We start from the raw sequence: 17910 nt of genomic DNA, 5'->3' as shown, positions 1-17910 counted from the left end.
TGATTCACTTATCCAGATATCACGAAGCTCGATCCTTACGAGCTTGCCGAGATTATATGCACTCATTCTTCCCCCTTCGTAATCCATATCCAATACCCATTTGAATGAATCAGTGCAAACCTCGCAGGCGCGAATGCCTGCTATCGGGAATCATTTTAGGGGCCTTGGGCGACCGCGATGAGGTCGAAGGCGGACTTTGGTGGCCTCTCACAGCCACGACGCCGCAGATTTCGGCAGCCGCTGCTCGGGGTCGACGACCTTCAATGTCGGGGCGTCGTCCGCGTTCCAGCGCCAGATCGCGACGCAGGTTCCTCCGGGCGACATCACCGACGGATAGATCACTCCATGCCAGCCGTCGGCAAGCAGCCGTTTCTGGAGCACATGAGTTTCCGGCACATGGCCCCGGCCCATGATCTCGCGCCATTCGCATTTGTGGATCTCAGCCGTCACACCGAGCTTTTCCAGCGTCTGCGGATCAGTCAGGTCGGCCAGGCGCGCGTGCACAAGCTCGAACTGGGCGATCAGCGCCGGATGCTGCACAAAACCCTGATTGTATTCGGCCCAGGCGGTCGAAAGCTCGCGCGCGGCGTAGATCGTCGGCGGGCCCACCGGATTCCAGCGGCCGCCGAAGCGGGCTGCGCCCTCCCCCGAGAGCGGCAAATGTCCCCAGCGCGGCACGAAAGCGCGCCAAAGGGTCAGCCTGGAATGCGCCGGCGCGTCAGGCATAGACGCCGGAGCGGACGGCCTCCAGATAAGCGAGCACCTTATCGGCCTTGCCTTCGCGCACGAGATCGTAGGCCGTCTTGCCGGCCCATCCGGGGATGGGCTGGTGCTTGAACCAGATCGCCGCGCGTTTCTCGTCCCCGGCCATTTCGCCCGCCATCGCGAGAATGCGGACGACCGGGCTGAGTGCTGCATCAACCTTGCGTGCGCCGGACCGGGCGGTCAGCGTATTGCGCGCGACACCGATCAGGCCGGCGAGTTCGGCCAGCGTCACTCCGAGCAGTTCGGAAACCCGGCGCGCCGAGAGAAACGGCGTTTGGCCGTCCCCGAAGCGAGAGGCCGTTAGTTCGAGCGCTGCAGCGGTCATGGCGTGCTCCTTGCGCAATTTGATCTAGCGGTGATCAAAATAGGCTCAATTTGCGCTTAATTCAAGGTCAAGGCCAAGCGTTGGCTCGCGACGTTGGAAGGGCGCCATGCTGATCGGCAACGGCCCCGACGCCATGCACCGCGTCATCATGGTCGGCAACGACATGAAGCTCGACACCGGCATAGGCATGTGCGGCAAGGCCGGCCAGAGCGTGCCCGTGTTGCCGTCCGGGTCGAGCAGAAAGGCGGCGTAATAGCCAGGGTGGTAATGGGGACGTTCTCCCGGTTTGCCATTGTCCACTCCGCCGCCCTCGAGGCCGGCTGCATAAAAAGCGTCGACCATCGCGCGATCCCTTGCCTGGAAGGCGAGATGATGGCGTCCGGTCAGTTTTCCCGCCGCCGCCTGGCTGTCGGCAGCGGAGACGAAAAGCTCATCGGCCCAGAAATAATCGTCGGCGTCGCCGCCGACCGGTATCTCCAGCACGGCCAAGACGGCCTTGTAGAAACGGCGGCTGGCCTCGATGTCCCGAACCACGAGCCCAATATGATCGATCAGTCTGCCGCGGTGGAGTTCCTGGGTTTCCATGCTGCGCTCCCTGTTGCGACGTCTAGTAGCTAGGCGACAGGCTGCAACCGTCAATGGAACCTATAGCCAGGCGGCAGAGGGCGAGGCACACCTCTTATGCTTTTGAATATCTCAGGAGCCTCTGCCATTACTTCCTCTTCGTTCCGAGCAGGAAGCAGAGGCTGAGCCAATCGAGTGGCCCGCCTTCGATTTCCTCGAATTGTTCCTCGGACAGGGCGTCGCGCAGGTCGTGGAGGTCGAAACGGCCGTGTGCTCCGTGTCTTGCCGTCCAGTGGCTGCGATCTCGGGGATCGCCGGCATAGTCGATCAGCACCAGCCGACCGCCAGGCTTGAGCACCCGCGACGCTTCGCGGATGCACGGCAGGCGCTTGCCGCGCGGCACCATGTGCATCACGGTCGTGATCGTGACGACATCGAACCGCTCGTCGGCGAACGGCAAATGAGCGGCGTCCGCATGATGAAAGGCGATGTCGAGATCGGCACGGCGAGCCTTACGGCGTGCGACCGCTAGCATTTTCTCGGAAATGTCGACCCCAACCACGGACCCGCCGGGTTGCGTCCGGCGCCATGCCGCGACGGCCTGCGTGCCCGTGCCGCACCCGACATCCAGCACGTCATGCCCAGGGGCGATGCCCGCAAGGTCGAGCAGGTCCGCCCGATATGCCGGGTCGCGTCCCCGCGTCAGGAATGACAGCAGGAGGTCATAGAGCCGAGGAAAACCTATGCCGTGGTTCGCTTCCGTCTCGCCGGTCGCAGCAGTCTCGGCGGGACGGTCCTTTTCCAGCGGCCCGTCACGCATGATGGGCCGTACCTGGATACACGATGGCGGGGCGGCCCGACTGGGCGGCGGATCGCAACCTGGCCGCGATCGCGAAATGGATCAGGAGGAAGATCGGAACGAGCATCGCCGGAACGAAGACCCACGGCACGGTCGTCATCGCGAGTGTGCCCGGTCCCTCGGTGAAGACACGGAACGCCGTACCGGGCGCGGAGAGCACGCCGAGGAAGATCGCCACCACGAGGTCGAGCGCGCCGAACGCGTTCCACAGAGAGAGCCAGGTCCGGCGTACATCCAAACCGAATGCCAGCATCGCCGCCAGCGGGAGGGCGAAGGCGCCTGTGATCATATCGCCGAGGCCCGCCGACGGCGCGAATGGCGCCGACAGCCGCCCGTCCGCGTAAAGAAGCAGGAAGAAAAGACCGCCGAGCCTCACGGCATTCAGCCCCACCAGAACCGGCAACGGCACGGCGAGAAGCGCACCCCGCAATTGCGGGATAAGGAGCCAGCCGCCGAACAGCATCACGAGAAGCCCGGTGAACGGCAACAGGTTGGCCGGGACCGGGCCCAGCACACCCGGAGCCAACCAGCCGAACGCGGCAACGGCGACGATGATGGCGAGCCATGCCGCCGCCGCGGCGAAGGCGGCAAGCCGCTTTCCGGTGCTCACCGGCGAAAAGCCGACCAGTGCGCCGACCACGGTCGTATAGGCGGCGGTGGCAAAGATTGCTGCGATGATGTCGAGCATGTCAGTCTCCTTCTCGCTGCGCGCGGCGTCTGGCGCGAACAGCCGACCACCGGGCTAGATGCCTGATGAACTGCGCGCCCCGGCCGTGCCGGATGATCTCAGACGCCAGCCAGGTTTGAAGACGGCGAGCGCCAGGGCGACCGCCAGCAGCGTGCTGGCCGTCGCCGGGGCGATCAGGAGCGGCAGGCGCTCGCCGGCGCCCAACAGGCGAGGTGTCGGCCCGGTCACCGCATCGGCCGTCGCACCGAGCGCGGGCACGAGCACAAACAGCACCGCGCCGGTCAAGACCACCACGATCGCGAGCTTGATCGTGACCCACCAATACGTGAACAGACCCCACGACGTCAGCAGGCCTAGAGCCAAACCGCTGGCAAGGGCGACCAAGGCCAGCGGCGCGACCAGCCAAGTAGCGATCAGCGTTGCGGCCGGGTAGATAGTCACCGGGTCGGCTCCGCCGACGCTCGCCATTCCCAGCGCCAGCAGCACCAGGTCCGCGCCCAGCACGCTGACGCCTGCCCCCACATGCACCGTCAAAAGAAGCTTTCGCCAGGATTGGGGAAGCGTCATGGACTGCATTTTGAACGCCTCGCTACCTCAACAGCCGGCAGCCGACTTGTACAACCGAACGACATGTATGATAATGAACACGATGTTCGAGATTATCAATGGACGGAGGGCCGGCGCTGTCCGCTAACGGACAATCTGCTGCGCCTGTCCGGGAATTGTCGGCTGACCAATGGCAGGGTTGACGGACCGCCGCACGGCACGCACGCAAAAGGCTCTTCACGGCGCGCTGATGTCACTGATCTTGCGCAAAGGCTACGAGGCCATCACGGTCCAGGACATCATCGACGAGGCCGATGTCGGCCGCTCCACCTTCTATGCCCACTACACCGGCAAGGAGGATCTGCTGCGCAGTGGCTTCCGGGCGTTGCGGATGGAGCTGGCGGAGGCTCAGGACGCTGCTGGCGCGACGTCCGACGGGTCGCGCGGCGAACCCCTGGGATTCAGTCTTGCGATGTTCGATCATGCCGGCGAATACAAGCATATTTATCGGGCGCTCGTCGGCGAGCGTGGTGCGGTGGTCGCGGTCAACGAAATTCGACGAATTCTTTCTGAGATCGTAAGAAAAGAGTTGTCGGGCGCGCAGGGAGACGAGGCGGTCCCCGGTGAAGTCCGTAACCAATTCGTCGTCGGCACGTTTGTGACCGTGCTGACGTGGTGGCTTGAGCGGAGGCCCAAGCTGGCGCCGTCTCAGGTCGACACAATATTCCGCCGGCTGGTGCTAAACGGCATCGGACCGTCGCGTTGCGACACATCCCATCAAGAGTGAGTTCCGTTGAGCCTCGCGGATATCAGCCCGCGGGCGACGAGGCGCTTGAGCCGCGCAGCGAGCATATTCGAGGCAATCCCCTCTTCGGAATGCGTCAGACGATCGCGAAAATGCCGGCGGTTGTCGAACATGATGTCATGGCTGACGAGGGTCCGCCGGTCGTCCAGCACCTCCATCGTCAGATCGATCGGGCAGCCGGCCGTCGCTCAATATCCAATGTGCTCCCTCCTCGAGAAAACCGGTTGCAAAACAGGATCAGTTATGCGACAACGCAACTGGTTGCATTTCGCAATCTGTTATCGGGAAGGAGTCTAGCATGTCCAAACTTCGCACTGGCTGTTTCAGCCTGTCACTCGATGGCTTCGGCGCCGGCCCCAACCAGAGTCCCGAGAATCCGTTGGGGGAAGGCGGCGAGGCGCTGCACGATTGGTTTATCCCGACCCGCACATTCCAGCAGCTATCCGGAAAAGAGGGCGGCACGACAGGTGTCGACGACGGGTTCGCGTCGCGCGCTTTCGCGAATGTCGGCGCGTGGATCATGGGCCGAAACATGTTCGGGCCGATTCGCGGACCCTGGCCCGACGAGAATTGGAAAGGGTGGTGGGGAGACAATCCGCCCTACCACTGCCCCGTCTTCGTGTTGACGCACCATGAGCGCGCGCCGATCACCATGGAAGGCGGCACGATCTTTCACTTCGTAACCGACGGCATCGAAGCGGCGCTCGAGCGCGCCGTCCAGGCTGCCAACGGCAAGGATGTGCTGCTCGGCGGGGGCGTGGCGACTGTCCGGCAATATCTGCGCGCCGGGCTCATCGACGAGATGCACCTTGCGATATCGCCGATACTCCTCGGCTCCGGCGAACACCTCTTCGCCGATATTGATACAGCCAGCCTCGGTTATCGGTGCACCGAGCACGTTCCCTCGCAAAACGCTACCCATGTCGTGCTGACCAGGTAGGAGCGGGAACCGGTGATCGGCGTGACGGCTTTCAGCGCATAGCCGCCGCCGATCAGGATACGCACATTGCGCACCAGCGAGCGGAGGCTCGGATATCGTTCAGCGCGTCGTCAAATGTGCAGCGCCGGCCTCACGGAAGGCCTGCTCCGCCGCTGCGATTTCATCACGGCTGACATCTGCCGACACTTCAATCTCCCCGCGAAGGGCAGGGTCGAGATCGGAGCCTCCGGCGTCTCGTGAAGCATCTCCTCCGGATGGAGCAATGCCGGAGGTGTTTGCGGCGTCTTTGGCCTGAACGAAAATGTCCGCCCGGTCGATTCCGTGCTCTTGAACAAGATGCTCGATTGCGAGGTCGGCCGCTTCCCGCGTCGCGAATGTCCCACGGATGGTCCTTACGTTGTCGTCATCCATGCGATCACCTTTCACATAGGATGATGAAATCGATGGGAACTGAAATCGTTCCGCCCGGCATCGTTATGAATGGCGGGGACGGCCTCGGGGCCGGCCGGCTTCCGGGTAGCGGCCTCTTGCGGAGGCAACCGCCTACCTTCGCCTCCTCGGCTTCTCCAGCAAGGCCACTGCCTCGACATGCGGCGACCACAGGAACTGATCGATAGGCGTGACGCTTTTCAGCGCATAGCCGCCGTCGATCAGGATACGCAGATCGCGCGCCAAGGTCGTCGGATTGCACGAGACGGCGGCGACGTAAGGCACTTCCGATCTCGCGATCTGTTTCGCCTGGTCCTCCGCCCCGGCGCGCGGCGGGTCGAAGACGAGGCCGTCGAAGGCGGCAAGCTCCTTGAAGGTGACCGGCCGGCGGAACAGGTCGCGCTTTTCCGAAGTCACCCGCTTCAGGCCGGCGCCGAAGCGGAAGCCGCGGTCGAGCGCGGCGAGTGCGGCGCCGTCTCCCTCCACCGCATGGACCTCCGCTTTGCGCGCCAGGCACAGGGCGAAAGCGCCCGATCCGGCGAACAGGTCGAGCACCTTCTTTGCGCGGCGCAGATGGCCCATTACAAGGTCCGCCATCGCCGCTTCGGCTGATGCTACCGCCTGCAGGAATGCGCCCGGCGGCGGAAACACCGACGCCTCGCCAAAGAAGACCATCGGCTTTTTCGGCTCGATGATAATCTCGCCGTCAATGGTCAGCCGGGCAAATCCGTGCCGGATGACGAAGTCGGAGGCCGCCTTGCGCGCCTTTTCCGAAAGCGCGCCTGATTCCGCCGCGGCTATGTCCAGCCCAGATGCGGTGTGGGTGACGGTTATGTGGAACGGCGTCTGCACCTTGCAGATCAGGTCAGCGAGCCCCTTCAGCGGGCCTAGCGCCGCCACGATCTCGGGCACGGAAATCGGGCACTCGGTGATGTCGATAATTTCGTGCGAAAGCGCGCGGTGGTAGCCGAAGAGCATGCCGCCATCGCTGCGTCGCGCCGAAAACACCGCCCGCCGGCGGGAATTCGGCGCGCACGGCATCGTCGCGGCCACGGGCACTTCCATGCCCTTGCTGAGCAGCGCCTGGGCGACCTTTTCGCGCTTCCATTCGAGATAGGCGGCCGGCTCCAGATGCTGCAGCGCGCAGCCGCCGCATTCGGTGAAGTGGCGGCAGGGCGGGGCGACGCGCAGCGGCGAGGCTTCGACCACCGAGACGAGCGCGGCGCGATCCTTGACGCGGGCGGCCGTCACCGTCTCGCCGAGCAAAGCGAACGGAATGAAGAGCGGCCCGCTTGCGGTTTCGGCGACGCCGTCGCCCTGTGCGCCGAGGCGCGCAATCTCGAACCGCTCCGTCATTGGTCCTTGATCCCGGCGAGCAGAAATTCGCGGTTGCCGTCGCCGCCCTCGATCGGCGAGTCGGTGAGGCCGAGAACCCGCCAGCCGGGCATCGAGTCGACCCAGGCCGACAAGCGCGCGGCGACCAGCGGCCCGTCCTCCGGATGCTTCAAGAGCCCGCCCTTGCCTATCGCCTCGCGCCCCGCCTCGAATTGCGGCTTGACCAAGAACAGGCCGGACGCGCCCGGCCGCGCCAGATCGAGGGCCGGCGGCAGGGCCAGCGTCAGCGAAATGAAACTCACGTCGGAGACGAGGAAATTTGGCAGACGCCCGCCAAGTTTCGCGGCGGTGAGGTCGCGCGCGTTCAGCCCTTCGATAAAGGTCACGCGCGGATCGGCCTTGAGCGTCGGATGCATCTGGCCGTGGCCGACATCGATGGCCGTGACGTGGGCCGCGCCGCGTTCGAGCAACACCTGCGTGAAGCCGCCGGTCGAAGCGCCGATGTCGAGCGCCTCCGCACCAGCCGGATCGAGGCCGAAATGATCGAGGCCGGTGAGCAGCTTCAGCGCCGCCCGCGAAACATAGTGCTGTGCCGGATCGTGCACCTCTATAGCCGCATCCGCCGGCACGCTCTGCCCCGGCTTTGCGGCGGGCGCGCCGTCGACCGTGACGGTGCCGCGCTCCACCGCGTCGCGGGCGCGCGAGCGGCTGGAAAAGAAACCGCGCCCGACGAGAAGTTCGTCGAGCCTGAGCCTGTCGCCGGATTTCTTCGAAACCATGACCTTCATTGGCGAATGCAGCCGCCGAAGGCAAGCGCGTCAGAAGATGATGACCCGCGAGACCTTGCGCTGGCGCAGCGCCGCGATGTCGTCGGGGGTCATGACCCGCCGGTCGGAATAGAGCTTAGCGGCCGTGACGGTGCCTGTTTCCATCGGATCGGTCGGGCCGACGCTTGCCGCCGCGGTCCGGATGAACACGGGCGTCTCCTGGTGTGAAAAGCCGCCGCGGATTTCGCCGATCCTTTGGGCGACGATCTTCATCGCCGCCTGTTCCAGCCTCAAATCATGGCGCGGCTCAGCCGCCGCCGACGCGGCCATGACGGCCAAAAGGGCCGCGCCGCTCAGTAGCCTGATCATTTTCTTATGCTCCCTGCCTTGCGCCGTTCTAGCAAAGCGGCGCTAAGAAACGGCCAAGAGACAGGGTAACCGAAACGCCAAATGGCAGCGTAAACAGCCGGTTAGCGAGGCTGCCTGCGAAACCGATTCAGCCGGTTCGGGAAGAGATTCAGGTTCTTCAGAAAAAAGATTCAGGCGCGCGCGGCGTGCGCGGAGCGGCCGAGCGCGGCAAACACCGTCCGCACTATGCCGGCGCTGTCCAGGCCGGCATCGGCATACATCTTTTCCGGCTTGGCGTGGTCGGTGAAGGCGTCGGGCAGCACCAGCGGACGCACTTTCAGGCCGGAATCCAGCAGGCCGTCGCGCGCCAGGAACTGCAGAACGTGGCTGGCGAAGCCGCCGATCGCCCCCTCCTCGACAGTCACCAGAACCTCATGCGAACGCGCCAATCGCCGGACCAGATCCTCGTCCAGCGGCTTGGCGAATCGCGCATCGGCAACGGTGGTCGACAGGCCGGCGGCGGCGAGTTCCTCGGCCGCCAGCAGACAATCCTGCAGCCGTGTTCCGAAGGACAGCAGCGCAACCTTCGTGCCTTCGCGGACGATCCGGCCCTTGCCGATCTCGAGCGCGGCGCCGCGTTCGGGCATGTCGACGCCGACGCCGTTGCCGCGCGGATAGCGAAAGGCGATCGGGCCTTCGTCATAGATTGCCGCCGTGCGTACCATGTGGCGAAGCTCGGCCTCGTCGGCCGCCGCCATCACCACGAAGCCGGGCAGCGAGGCGAGATAGGTGGTGTCGAAGGCGCCGCAATGGGTCGGGCCGTCCGCTCCGACGAAGCCGGCGCGGTCGATCGGAAAGCGCACCGGCAGCTTCTGGATCGCCACGTCGTGCACGACCTGGTCGTAGGCGCGCTGCAGGAAGGTCGAATAGATCGCGACGAAGGGTTTCAGCCCCTCGGTGGCGAGGCCGGCCGCGAAGGTGACGCCGTGCTGCTCGGCGATGCCGACATCGAAGGTGCGCGACGGAAACGCCTCGCCGAACAGGTCGAGGCCGGTGCCCGACGGCATGGCAGCGGTGATGGCGACGATCCTGTCGTCGTCGCGCGCTTCCTGGATCAGGCTTTCGGCAAAAACCTTGGTGTAGCTCGGCGCATTGGCCGGCGCCTTGGCCTGCGCGCCGGTGATGACGTCGAACTTGTTGACGCCGTGATATTTGTCGCTCGCGGCTTCCGCCGGGGCGTAGCCCTTGCCCTTCTGGGTGACGACATGGATCAGCACCGGGCCGTCGCCATTGTCGCGGACGTTCCTCAGAACCGGCACCAGGTGCTCGAGATTGTGACCGTCGATCGGGCCGATGTGGTAGAAGCCGAGTTCCTCGAACAGCGTTCCGCCGGTCACGTAGCCGCGGGCATGCTCGACCGCGCGGGTGATGGCGCGGTCGGCGCGCTTGCCGAGATAGGAGGTCAGCTTCTTGCCAAGTTCGCGGAAACCGGCATAGGCCCTGCCCGAGGCGAGCCGCGCCAGATAGGCGCTCATCGCGCCGGAAGGCGGGGCGATCGACATGTCATTGTCGTTGAGGATGACGATCAGCCGGGCGTCGAGCGCGCCGGCATTGTTCATCGCCTCATAGGCCATGCCGGCCGACATGGCGCCGTCGCCGATCACCGAGATGACGTTGTTCTTCCTGCCGGTGAGGTCGCGCGCCACCGCCATGCCGAGCCCGGCGGAGATCGAAGTGGACGAATGCGCCGCGCCAAACGGGTCGTACTCGCTCTCCTGGCGCTTGGTGAAACCGGAAAGGCCGCCCTCGGAGCGCAGCGTGCGGATGCGGTCGCGCCGGCCGGTAAGGATCTTGTGCGGGTAGGCCTGGTGCCCGACGTCCCAGATCAGCCGGTCGCCAGGTGTGTCGAAGACGTAATGCAGCGCCACAGTGAGTTCCACGACGCCGAGCCCGGCGCCGAGATGGCCGCCGGTCTGGGAGACGGCGTCGATAAGCTCGGCGCGCAGCTCCGCCGCCAATTGCCGCAATTGGCTCTCCGGCAGGGCGCGCAGATCCGACGGGATGCGGACTTTGTCCAGAAGCGGCGTTTTCGGGGGCTTGCTCAATTGTCTCTCGCCTGCACGTGTCTTCATCGCCTGCACGCAGGATTTAGCCGAAGGGCATAAGGTTCAAACCGCGCCTTGTAAATGCGTGACGGTGACGCGCGCCGGCCCAATCACTTTGAAAAGTTGGCGCCGCCCCTCACCCTTACCCTCTCCCCGTAAGGACGGGGAGAGGGGGACATCTACGTCGCCGCCAATCGCTGGCGTCGGAGACTAGCATCAGCGAAGACGCCCCTCTCCCCGTTCTTCACGGGGGAGAGGGTAAGGGTGAGGGGCGGCACCAACCTTTCAAGCCGATGACGCATTAGTCGCCTTCGCCGTCCCAATACCGGCGGGTCGCCGCCATGTCGAAAATGTCGTCCTCGCTTCGCAGGGCGCGCACCATCACCTTGTTGGAGTCGGGATAGACGCAGACCTCGTTCGGGTTGCGCTCGCCGATCATCAGGTAGGCGCAGGGGCCGCTGCCGCTGTTCAGGAAAGAGTGCCCGATCTTCTGGCCGGCGGGGAAGCAGACATAGTCGCCGGGCCTCATCACATGGCGTTCGTCGCCGAGCAGAAGCGTCACCTCGCCTTCGAGGATCAAGGCATGCTCCTCCTCCAGCATGTGATAGTGCCTGGGGCACAAACGCATGCCGGGCGCCGGCGATTCGATCAGCACGCCGACGTGATAGTCCCTGCCCACGGCCGCATAGGTCAGGTGTTTCGACCTGCCGCCGAAGCGGGGGCCTTCGCCCTCGATCGTCCACTCGACGTCGCCGGACGCGATCGGCGGCGCGATGCTTGCCGCTCCGTCGAGCGCATCGGTCGCAGCCTCCGACGGCGCGTTCTCCCCGCCCGGCAGGCCTGTGTCCTCGCCGTCCCAATAGCCGCGCAACGCAGAGAGGTCGAAGATCGCGCGCCGCCCGAGCGAACGCACCAGCACTTTTTTCGAGTCGGTGTACACGGCCACCTCGTCCGGCCTGTTCTCACCCAGGATCACATAGCGGCAGACGGCGCCGCTTTCGTTGACGAAGCCATGCCCTGCCTTCCGCCCGGCCGGAAAGCAGGCATAGTCGCCCGCCTTCATCTCGTACGATCCAGCGCCAATGCGCACGGTCATCGAGCCTTCGAGGACATAGACATGCTCCTCCTCGAAGATGTGATAATGCGCCGGGTTGCTGCGCATGCCGGGCGCCAGCTCCTCGATCGCCACGCCGACATGATAGTCTTCGCCGACCGCCGCCAGCGTCAGGTGGCGATAGCGTATGCCGAAGCGTGGAACGTCGGAGACTTCGACCCAAGGCACTATTGCGGAAGAGATGGGTTTTGACGGCGAGGTCGACATGTGCAGCCCTTTCATTCTTCGGGCAAGGGAATGAATTCCTCCTCGTCGCCCGGAACGATGTCGAAGCGGCCGGTCTTCCACTCGTGCTTGGCCTGCTCGATGCGCTCCTTCGAGGACGAGACGAAGTTCCACCAGATATAGCGCTTGGAGCCGAGCGAGGCGCCGCCGAACAGCATGAAATGCGCGCCCTGCTTCGAGGCGACCAAGATCTCGTCGCCCGGCCTGAACACCAGCAGGCGGTCGGACGGAAATTCGTCGCCCGAAATCGTCACCGTGCCGTCGAGCACATAGATCGCCCGCTCCTCGGCGTCGGCGGGAATGCTTATCCGCGCGCCGGGCGCAAGCCTGATGTCGGCGTAGAGCGTGTCGGTATCCGTGCGTACCGGCGAGCGAATGCCGGAAAGGCTGCCCATCACCAGGCGTCCCGACGCTCCGTCATACTCGAACCGCGGCAGCAGATCGCGGCCGGTGTTCTCGAAAACCGGGGCGGTTTCCTCCTTGTCGTCGGGCAGCGCCAGCCAGGTCTGCAGCCCGGACACCGACATCGGCGCGCCGCGCAGTTCCTCCGGGGTCCGCTCCGAATGAACGATGCCGCGGCCCGCCGTCATCAGGTTAACGTCGCCGGGCGCGATCACCATTTCGGTGCCGAGCGAATCGCGGTGCCTGATCTTGCCGTCGAACAGGTATGTGACCGTCGACAGGCCGATATGCGGATGCGGCCGCACGTCGAGCGCCTGCCCGGCGCGCAGGATCGCCGGGCCCATGCGGTCGAAGAAGATGAACGGCCCGACCAGCCGGCGCCTGGCCGTGGGCAGCGCGCGGCGCACCTGAAAGCCGCCTATGTCGCGGGCATTGGGGATGACCATCAGCTCGATCTGGTCGCAGGCGAAGGCATCGCCGGCGACAGGGTCGTTTCCCGGAAAGAAGCTCATGGTTTACACCTCGCAACCTGCCGTCGAATTCGGTTCTTTTCCAGTTTTCGAAGATAGCCTATATCTTTCCACATGAACCAGCTTCTTGAAAAAGCCGTGGAAGCGGTGCGGCAGATGCGGCCGGATGACCAGGACAAGATCGCACGCCTGATGCTGAGCCTTGCAGAAGGCGACCAGTCGCCGGAACAGACCGATCCGAAGCACCTTCCCGATATTCTGGAAAGTCTGGCCCAGCTTCGCCGCGGTGAGTTCGCCAGCGACGCCGACGTCGAAACTGTATTTCGCCGCTTCGGCTCGTGAAGATCCGCTTCACCAAGCGGGCAACCGAAAATCTAGCATCAGGGGTGTGAGCTTAAGCGAAAGGCCGCCGCGCCTGGCGGAACCACCCCCACCCCTAGCCCCTCCCCGCAAGGGGGAGGGGAATCCCGGGCGTGCGGCGGCCTGACAGGCGGCAGAGCTACGCGTACCGGATCACCATCCTGGCTCGAGCCTTGGCGGCTTCTTCCTCGCGGTTCTTCGGCGGCTGGGTCGTCTCCAGCGAATCGATGAGTTCGCGGGCGCATGCCGCGATCGAGCCGACCGCGCGCTCGAACGCCGCCTCGTTGCGCTTCGAAGGCTTGGTCGATCCGCTCAGCTTGCGCACGAACTGGAGTGCTGCGTCATGGATCTCCTCATCCGTCGCGGGCGGATCGAAATTGAACAGGGTTCTTATGTTTCGGCACATGGCTTGCTCCGAAATGTCTGCGTCCGACTTATCTGGGGGATAAGCGCTTCCCGATCAACTCTTGTTCGCTAGATTCAAGGTCACCGACCTGATCAAGCTTATGCAGGAAATAACGGATATCTGCGCCCTGCCCTTCGGTTTGCGTATATTTCGAAGCCGTTCTGTCGCGCCCTATTTCTTTCTGAACAAGAGAAACAAATTTTCTTGCAGCGTATTCAGACAATTTCGACAACTTCTTCCTTGTGTCTGCGTCAGAATCTCTCCAGGCGCAAGATATGTTATGAGCAATCATTATTTGATCAAGAATGTCAGGGCGGTACCCCCTGTATGCCTCAAATTTGTTCTTGTTGAAATCGTCAATCACCTTGTTTTTGAAATAAAGCCTTCCTCTCTCAACCAGTGTTGAAGTCGTCACACACAGATCACTCATCTGATTCAAAACAAATGATTCTTCAAAAATTCCGTCCTTGTTGCCTGTATATAGACAAATCTTACGCAGCGCAGCTATCGCCTCATTCGCCCAATGTTGGACCTCTTCCTTTCGGAGTTGGGAAACTCGCCACTGATACAATGCTAAAAACAAAGCAATAGTAGCAATGACAACTGATACCATAGCGGCAAAAGTTTCTGGCATTCTGACCCCCAAAAAGTTCAGTTCACCGCTACTCCGCGTCCAGCGGTTCTGTTCCGGCCGGCTTGCCGTCACGCGACAGCCTGATCTTCTCGACCTTGTCCTCGGCGGCTTTCAGCAGCCGGTCGCAGTGGATTTTCAGCGCCTCGCCGCGCTCGTAGATCCGGATCGACTTGTCGAGCGGCACGTCGCCGCGCTCCAGATCGTCGACGATGCGCTCCAGCGCCTCCAGCGCCTGCTCGAAGCTCATCGCCTTGATATCCTCGTTGGCTTCGTCCGCCATCATTCATCCTTTCATCATGCGCGCGACATGGGCCGCGACCGAAAACGACAATCCCTGCAGGTCGTAGCCGCCTTCCAGCACGCTGACCAGCCGGTTGCCGCAATGGCGCGCGGCGCGGTCCATCAATTGTCCCGTCGCCCAGTCAAAATCTTCCTCGGTCAGGTTGATCTCGGCCAGCGGGTCGCGGTGATGAGCGTCGAAGCCGGCGGAGATGATAATCAAATCGGGCGCGAAACCATCGACGGCCGGCAACACCCGCGAGAGGAACGCTTCGCGAAAGGCCGCGCTGCCGGATTGCGGCGCAAGCGGCGCGTTGACGATATTGCCGGCGCCTGTCTCGTTTTCGGCGCCGGTGCCGGGATAGAGCGGCATCTGGTGCGTGGAGCAGTAGAGCACCGACGGATCGTCCCAGAAAATGTCCTGGGTGCCGTTGCCGTGATGCACGTCCCAGTCGACGATCGCCACGCGTCCGGCCCCGTGCTTCTTCTGTGCATGGCGCGCCGCGATCGCCGCATTGTTGAACAGGCAAAAGCCCATGGCCGTGGTCTTTTCGGCGTGGTGGCCGGGAGGGCGAGAGGCGACGAAGACATTGTCGGCCTTGCCCGAAAACACGTCGTCGACGGCGGCATTGGCCGCGCCCACGCCGGTCAAGGCCGCCTGCCAGCTTTTCGGGCTGACCGAGGTGTCGGCATCGATGCTGACGATGCCCTCCTCGGGGATCGCCCGGCTGATACGCTCGATGTAGCTTTCCGGATGGACGTAGAGGATCGTCGCCTCATCGCCTTCCGGCGCCTCGACGCGGTCGAGGTGAGCGAACGCCTCATCCTCCAGCGCGCGCGCAATGGCGCGGAGCCGGTCCGGCCGCTCCGGATGTCCGGGCGGCGTCAGGTGTTCGAGAAAGATCGGATGGGAGTAGAGGCGCGTCGTCATCCCGTCAGTCTATCAGCAATGGCGGTGGTGGCCACGCCATACATGTCCCAAGGCTGGGGAAATCGCATCCGTGCCCGCCAATGTCGTTCGGGGAGGATGCATCTCGCCTCGCCTTCGCATATCGTCGCCGATGCTGCCAGGTGCCCGCTGCCAAGCGGGAGAATCGGGAACACGGTTGAAATCCGTGGCGTGCCCAACGCTGTAAGAGGGACTGCATCGGCTGGGTCGTGACCTAGTGGCCACTGTTGCTTGCAACGGGAAGGCGCCGGTTGCGGGATGATCTCGAGCCAGAAGACCGGCCTTGCAGACATTGTCGACCGCTTGGTCAGGCGGGCCGATTTCGATCGCAAGGGGACAAGCGATGCCCGAACACCCGACCGCCGGCGACGGCGAATCTTTCGACCAGACCGCCCGCGACGCGGTCTATCGCGCGATCTTCTCGCGCCGCGACGTCCGCAGCCATTTCCTGCTCGACGCGCTTGACGACGCGGTCCTAGCGCGCCTGCTCATCGCCGCGCACCACGCGCCATCGGTCGGCTATATGCAGCCGTGGAATTTCATCGTCATTCGCGACGCCTTGCGCCGGCAGCGGGTGCGCGACCTTTTCCTTGCGGCGCGCGAACAGGAACTGCCCAACATCGCGGCGGAGCGGCAGGCGCTCTACCGCAAGCTCAAGCTCGAGGGCATCTGCGAAAGCGCGCTCAATTTGTGCATCACATGCGACCGGCGTCGCTCCGAAAACTCTCCGCTCGGCCGCTGGCACAATCCGCAGATGGACCTCTACAGCACGGTCTGCGCGGTCCAGAATTTCTGGCTGGCGGCGCGCGCGGAAGGCATCGGCGTCGGCTGGGTCTCGATCCTCGATACGCTGGCGCTGCGGGAGCTGCTGCAAATCCCCGAGCATGCCGTTCCCGTGGCCTATCTCTGCGTCGGCCGGGTTTCGGAGTTCGCGCCCAAGCCCGACCTCGAATCGCGCGGCTGGGCAAAGCGCCTCAAGCTGTCTGACCTGATCATGAGCGAGACATTTTCCGGGCCGGGCGAAGCCGCGCTGAAGGAGATGGTGGACCGGATGGCGTAGCCGGGCGGCGATGATGGCTGCGCTGGTTAGCTTGCGGGCGCACCATTCGGGATCGGGCGTCTGGCCTTGATCGCACTGAAGTAGACCTGCATCAGGACGGCGATGCAGAAGGGCTCGATAGCGCCAGAATCGCCGGTCACGGAATATTGTCAACCGAAGGGCTCGATCCGGCCGCGTTTGGGCCGATAATCGCGATGAAGCGAAACGGATGCGGAACAGCCAGATGAAACGTGCCAGCTATCTCGCGGCGGCGCCGCTGCTTTTTCTCGCGATCGCGGAGGCGCCCGCCGCCGATCCGCCGCGGTCCGGCCACCCAGTGTTCGATCGCGCGGTCGAACTCGTGACCGACAATTTCCACGATGAATCGGCGATCGACCGCTTCGCCGCAGCGGTGCGGCGCGAGATCGAGGATCCGCAATCTCCCGTGGCCAAGGCAAGCCCGCCCGAACGCATCGACCAGGCGATCGACGCCGTGCTGGCCAGCCTCGATGCCTCCCACATGGGGCATTTCCAGCCCGATACGATCGACTATTTCGAGCTGGCCGACATTTTCCGCTACGCCATCCGGAACGACATGCGCCGGTTGTTTCCACCCGACGGCGAGGTCAGCTATCCCGGCATCGGCATGGTCGCGCGGCCGGAGAACGGCGCCCGCTTCGTCAGCGATGTCTATGACGGCTCGCCCGCCGACCGCGCCGGCATCCTTGTCGGCGACGAGGTACTGTCGGTTGACGGAAAACCCTATCACGAGATCGAATCCTTCAGCGGCAAGATTGGCCGGCCGGTCGAATTGCGGCTGCGGCGACGCGCGGGCGCGGAACCGATCACGCTAAAGATTGCGGTTGAAAAACTGCGGCCGCTGCCTGCTTTCGAGAAGGCGATCGAAGAAAGCGCCGAGGTGGCGACCCATGACGGCCGCAAGATCGGCTATATCCGCCTGTGGACGCTCGCCGCGCGCAATTCGATGGGCGCGGTGGCGGAGGCGCTCGCCGACGGCAAGCTGAAGGACGCCGACGGGCTGGTGCTGGATCTGCGCGGGCGCTGGGGCGGCGGCAGCTCCGATGCGGCGGAACTCTTCGTCGGCGACACGCCTTCCTTCCGGCTGATCCCGCGCAAGGGCGAAGACGTTTTGGCCAATGTCCGCTGGCGGCGGCCGGTCGTCGCCATCATCGACGAGGGTTCGAGAAGCGGCCTGGAAGTCTTCGCCTATGCGCTGAAGGTGAACGGCATTCCGCTCGTCGGGGCGCGCACTGCCGGCGCGCTGCTTGCCGGCCGCGGCTATCTGCTGCCGGACGACAGCCTGCTCGAAATCGCCGTGTCGGATGCGGTGCTCGAAGAAAATACGCGTCTGGAAGGGGCAGGCGTCGAGCCTGACCTGCCCGTCCCGTTCAGCCTGCCCTATGCCGCAGGCCACGACCCGCAGCGCGACGCGGCGATCGAGGAGATGAGGCGGATTCTGGCGAGGGGGTGATTTTGCTGGAAACCGGGGCGGTTCACCTGGCGCTTGTCGCCGACATCATCCCGAAATGTTGCGC

At 64.1% G+C, this 17910-nt stretch carries 21 protein-coding genes, 2 pseudogenes and 1 riboswitch; of the genes and pseudogenes, 5 read left to right on the top strand and 18 right to left on the bottom strand.

What is annotated here, in order from left to right; genetic code table 11:
- Window positions 1-207 precede the first annotated feature (207 nt).
- The 6 genes and pseudogenes from G6N73_RS07170 to G6N73_RS07145 all read right to left on the bottom strand — a co-directional run bounded on the left by G6N73_RS07170 (window position 208) and on the right by G6N73_RS07145 (window position 3777).
- A complete protein-coding gene (locus G6N73_RS07170; RefSeq protein WP_165025308.1) occupies window positions 208-726 on the bottom strand; it encodes an RES family NAD+ phosphorylase in 519 nt (172 codons plus the stop codon).
- Window positions 719-1090, bottom strand: a complete 372-nt coding sequence (locus tag G6N73_RS07165) for an antitoxin Xre/MbcA/ParS toxin-binding domain-containing protein (RefSeq protein WP_008839338.1) — start codon at window positions 1088-1090, stop codon at window positions 719-721. Before G6N73_RS07165 ends, G6N73_RS07170 begins: the two co-directional genes overlap by 8 nt.
- Before the next feature lie 219 nt (window positions 1091-1309).
- Window positions 1310-1675 (bottom strand): annotated as a pseudogene (locus tag G6N73_RS07160) (VOC family protein); the annotation flags it as partial.
- Window positions 1676-1802: 127 nt separating this feature from the next.
- The gene (locus G6N73_RS07155) at window positions 1803-2474 is read right to left on the bottom strand and encodes a class I SAM-dependent methyltransferase (protein WP_165025306.1); all 672 of its coding nucleotides are present in this window, start codon (window positions 2472-2474) and stop codon (window positions 1803-1805) included.
- On the bottom strand, window positions 2467-3201 hold the full coding sequence (locus tag G6N73_RS07150) for a hypothetical protein (protein WP_165025303.1): 735 nt from the start codon (window positions 3199-3201) through the stop codon (window positions 2467-2469). The genes G6N73_RS07155 and G6N73_RS07150 overlap by 8 nt, the downstream gene beginning before the upstream one ends.
- 54 nt (window positions 3202-3255) lie before the next feature.
- Entirely contained in the window at window positions 3256-3777 is a 522-nt protein-coding gene (locus G6N73_RS07145; protein WP_165025299.1) for a hypothetical protein, read from the bottom strand.
- Window positions 3778-3937: 160 nt separating this feature from the next.
- Here G6N73_RS07145 and G6N73_RS07140 point away from each other — a divergent pair, with 160 nt between their 5' ends.
- Window positions 3938-4534, top strand: a complete 597-nt coding sequence (locus G6N73_RS07140) for a TetR/AcrR family transcriptional regulator (RefSeq protein ID WP_165025297.1) — start codon at window positions 3938-3940, stop codon at window positions 4532-4534.
- Here G6N73_RS07140 and G6N73_RS07135 read toward each other — a convergent pair.
- Window positions 4528-4751 (bottom strand): annotated as a pseudogene (locus G6N73_RS07135) (winged helix-turn-helix transcriptional regulator); the annotation flags it as partial. The gene G6N73_RS07140 and the pseudogene G6N73_RS07135 sit on opposite strands and share 7 nt — an antisense overlap.
- A gap of 99 nt (window positions 4752-4850) precedes the next feature.
- On the opposite strand from G6N73_RS07135, the gene G6N73_RS07130 reads away from it, so the two are divergent.
- Window positions 4851-5492 (top strand): dihydrofolate reductase family protein, encoded by a 642-nt coding sequence (locus G6N73_RS07130; RefSeq protein ID WP_165025294.1) that lies wholly within the window; start codon window positions 4851-4853, stop codon window positions 5490-5492.
- Between the two features lie 99 nt (window positions 5493-5591).
- Here the strand turns inward: G6N73_RS07130 and G6N73_RS07125 are convergent, their stop codons facing one another.
- The 7 genes from G6N73_RS07125 to G6N73_RS07095 all read right to left on the bottom strand — a co-directional run bounded on the left by G6N73_RS07125 (window position 5592) and on the right by G6N73_RS07095 (window position 12729).
- Window positions 5592-5903: a hypothetical protein gene (locus tag G6N73_RS07125; RefSeq protein ID WP_165025291.1), complete on the bottom strand. Its 312-nt coding sequence runs from the start codon at window positions 5901-5903 to the stop codon at window positions 5592-5594.
- 132 nt (window positions 5904-6035) lie between these two features.
- Window positions 6036-7277 carry a class I SAM-dependent RNA methyltransferase gene (locus G6N73_RS07120; RefSeq protein WP_165025288.1) on the bottom strand — a complete coding sequence of 414 codons (1242 nt, stop codon included), beginning with the start codon at window positions 7275-7277 and terminating at the stop codon, window positions 6036-6038.
- Complete coding sequence (locus tag G6N73_RS07115; RefSeq protein WP_206078707.1) at window positions 7274-8044, bottom strand: TlyA family RNA methyltransferase; 771 nt, start codon at window positions 8042-8044, stop codon at window positions 7274-7276. The genes G6N73_RS07120 and G6N73_RS07115 overlap by 4 nt, the downstream gene beginning before the upstream one ends.
- Window positions 8045-8074: 30 nt before the next feature.
- Complete coding sequence (locus tag G6N73_RS07110) at window positions 8075-8392, bottom strand: hypothetical protein (protein WP_165025285.1); 318 nt, start codon at window positions 8390-8392, stop codon at window positions 8075-8077.
- A 170-nt stretch (window positions 8393-8562) separates the two neighbouring features.
- A complete protein-coding gene (gene dxs / locus G6N73_RS07105) occupies window positions 8563-10503 on the bottom strand; it encodes a 1-deoxy-D-xylulose-5-phosphate synthase (RefSeq protein ID WP_425484055.1) in 1941 nt (646 codons plus the stop codon).
- 274 nt (window positions 10504-10777) lie between these two features.
- On the bottom strand, window positions 10778-11797 hold the full coding sequence (locus tag G6N73_RS07100; protein WP_165025279.1) for a cupin domain-containing protein: 1020 nt from the start codon (window positions 11795-11797) through the stop codon (window positions 10778-10780).
- A gap of 11 nt (window positions 11798-11808) precedes the next feature.
- A complete protein-coding gene (locus G6N73_RS07095; protein ID WP_165025276.1) occupies window positions 11809-12729 on the bottom strand; it encodes a pirin family protein in 921 nt (306 codons plus the stop codon).
- 96 nt (window positions 12730-12825) lie between these two features.
- On the opposite strand from G6N73_RS07095, the gene G6N73_RS07090 reads away from it, so the two are divergent.
- Window positions 12826-13029, top strand: a complete 204-nt coding sequence (locus G6N73_RS07090; protein WP_343044564.1) for a hypothetical protein — start codon at window positions 12826-12828, stop codon at window positions 13027-13029.
- Between the two features lie 157 nt (window positions 13030-13186).
- Here the strand turns inward: G6N73_RS07090 and G6N73_RS07085 are convergent, their stop codons facing one another.
- Genes G6N73_RS07085 through G6N73_RS07070 form a run of 4 tightly spaced genes read right to left on the bottom strand, consistent with a single transcriptional unit; the run spans window position 13187 to window position 15297 of the window.
- Window positions 13187-13453: a DUF2277 domain-containing protein gene (locus tag G6N73_RS07085; protein WP_165025270.1), complete on the bottom strand. Its 267-nt coding sequence runs from the start codon at window positions 13451-13453 to the stop codon at window positions 13187-13189.
- 28 nt (window positions 13454-13481) lie between these two features.
- Complete coding sequence (locus G6N73_RS07080) at window positions 13482-14087, bottom strand: hypothetical protein (protein WP_165025267.1); 606 nt, start codon at window positions 14085-14087, stop codon at window positions 13482-13484.
- A gap of 28 nt (window positions 14088-14115) precedes the next feature.
- Window positions 14116-14367 carry an exodeoxyribonuclease VII small subunit gene (locus tag G6N73_RS07075; protein WP_165025263.1) on the bottom strand — a complete coding sequence of 84 codons (252 nt, stop codon included), beginning with the start codon at window positions 14365-14367 and terminating at the stop codon, window positions 14116-14118.
- Between the two features lie 3 nt (window positions 14368-14370).
- The gene (locus G6N73_RS07070; protein ID WP_165025260.1) at window positions 14371-15297 is read right to left on the bottom strand and encodes a histone deacetylase family protein; all 927 of its coding nucleotides are present in this window, start codon (window positions 15295-15297) and stop codon (window positions 14371-14373) included.
- 121 nt (window positions 15298-15418) lie between these two features.
- A riboswitch (cobalamin riboswitch) is annotated at window positions 15419-15615 on the top strand.
- 43 nt (window positions 15616-15658) lie between these two features.
- On the opposite strand from G6N73_RS07070, the gene bluB reads away from it, so the two are divergent.
- A complete protein-coding gene (gene bluB / locus G6N73_RS07065; protein WP_165025257.1) occupies window positions 15659-16375 on the top strand; it encodes a 5,6-dimethylbenzimidazole synthase in 717 nt (238 codons plus the stop codon).
- A 223-nt stretch (window positions 16376-16598) separates the two neighbouring features.
- Window positions 16599-17846, top strand: a complete 1248-nt coding sequence (locus tag G6N73_RS07060) for a S41 family peptidase (RefSeq protein ID WP_246251723.1) — start codon at window positions 16599-16601, stop codon at window positions 17844-17846.
- The last annotated feature ends 64 nt before the right edge of the window (window positions 17847-17910 follow it).

Source organism: Allomesorhizobium camelthorni (assembly GCF_011045125.1).
Classification (GTDB): Bacteria; Pseudomonadota; Alphaproteobacteria; order Rhizobiales; family Rhizobiaceae; genus Allomesorhizobium; species Allomesorhizobium camelthorni.
The sequence above is the reverse complement of the archived record's forward strand: the minus strand, read 5'-3'. Positions and strand labels throughout refer to the sequence as shown.

Coding starts and splice junctions, on each gene's coding strand:
- G6N73_RS07170 (WP_165025308.1), bottom strand. CDS start 726: ATGCCTGACGCGCCGGCGCATTCCAGGCTGACCCTTTGGCGCGCTTTC.
- G6N73_RS07165 (WP_008839338.1), bottom strand. CDS start 1,090: ATGACCGCTGCAGCGCTCGAACTAACGGCCTCTCGCTTCGGGGACGGC.
- G6N73_RS07155 (WP_165025306.1), bottom strand. CDS start 2,474: ATGCGTGACGGGCCGCTGGAAAAGGACCGTCCCGCCGAGACTGCTGCG.
- G6N73_RS07150 (WP_165025303.1), bottom strand. CDS start 3,201: ATGCTCGACATCATCGCAGCAATCTTTGCCACCGCCGCCTATACGACC.
- G6N73_RS07145 (WP_165025299.1), bottom strand. CDS start 3,777: ATGCAGTCCATGACGCTTCCCCAATCCTGGCGAAAGCTTCTTTTGACG.
- G6N73_RS07140 (WP_165025297.1), top strand. CDS start 3,938: ATGGCAGGGTTGACGGACCGCCGCACGGCACGCACGCAAAAGGCTCTT.
- G6N73_RS07130 (WP_165025294.1), top strand. CDS start 4,851: ATGTCCAAACTTCGCACTGGCTGTTTCAGCCTGTCACTCGATGGCTTC.
- G6N73_RS07125 (WP_165025291.1), bottom strand. CDS start 5,903: ATGGATGACGACAACGTAAGGACCATCCGTGGGACATTCGCGACGCGG.
- G6N73_RS07120 (WP_165025288.1), bottom strand. CDS start 7,277: ATGACGGAGCGGTTCGAGATTGCGCGCCTCGGCGCACAGGGCGACGGC.
- G6N73_RS07115 (WP_206078707.1), bottom strand. CDS start 8,044: ATGAAGGTCATGGTTTCGAAGAAATCCGGCGACAGGCTCAGGCTCGAC.
- G6N73_RS07110 (WP_165025285.1), bottom strand. CDS start 8,392: ATGATCAGGCTACTGAGCGGCGCGGCCCTTTTGGCCGTCATGGCCGCG.
- dxs (WP_425484055.1), bottom strand. CDS start 10,503: ATGAAGACACGTGCAGGCGAGAGACAATTGAGCAAGCCCCCGAAAACG.
- G6N73_RS07100 (WP_165025279.1), bottom strand. CDS start 11,797: ATGTCGACCTCGCCGTCAAAACCCATCTCTTCCGCAATAGTGCCTTGG.
- G6N73_RS07095 (WP_165025276.1), bottom strand. CDS start 12,729: ATGAGCTTCTTTCCGGGAAACGACCCTGTCGCCGGCGATGCCTTCGCC.
- G6N73_RS07085 (WP_165025270.1), bottom strand. CDS start 13,453: ATGTGCCGAAACATAAGAACCCTGTTCAATTTCGATCCGCCCGCGACG.
- G6N73_RS07080 (WP_165025267.1), bottom strand. CDS start 14,087: ATGCCAGAAACTTTTGCCGCTATGGTATCAGTTGTCATTGCTACTATT.
- G6N73_RS07075 (WP_165025263.1), bottom strand. CDS start 14,367: ATGGCGGACGAAGCCAACGAGGATATCAAGGCGATGAGCTTCGAGCAG.
- G6N73_RS07070 (WP_165025260.1), bottom strand. CDS start 15,297: ATGACGACGCGCCTCTACTCCCATCCGATCTTTCTCGAACACCTGACG.
- bluB (WP_165025257.1), top strand. CDS start 15,659: ATGCCCGAACACCCGACCGCCGGCGACGGCGAATCTTTCGACCAGACC.
- G6N73_RS07060 (WP_246251723.1), top strand. CDS start 16,599: ATGAAACGTGCCAGCTATCTCGCGGCGGCGCCGCTGCTTTTTCTCGCG.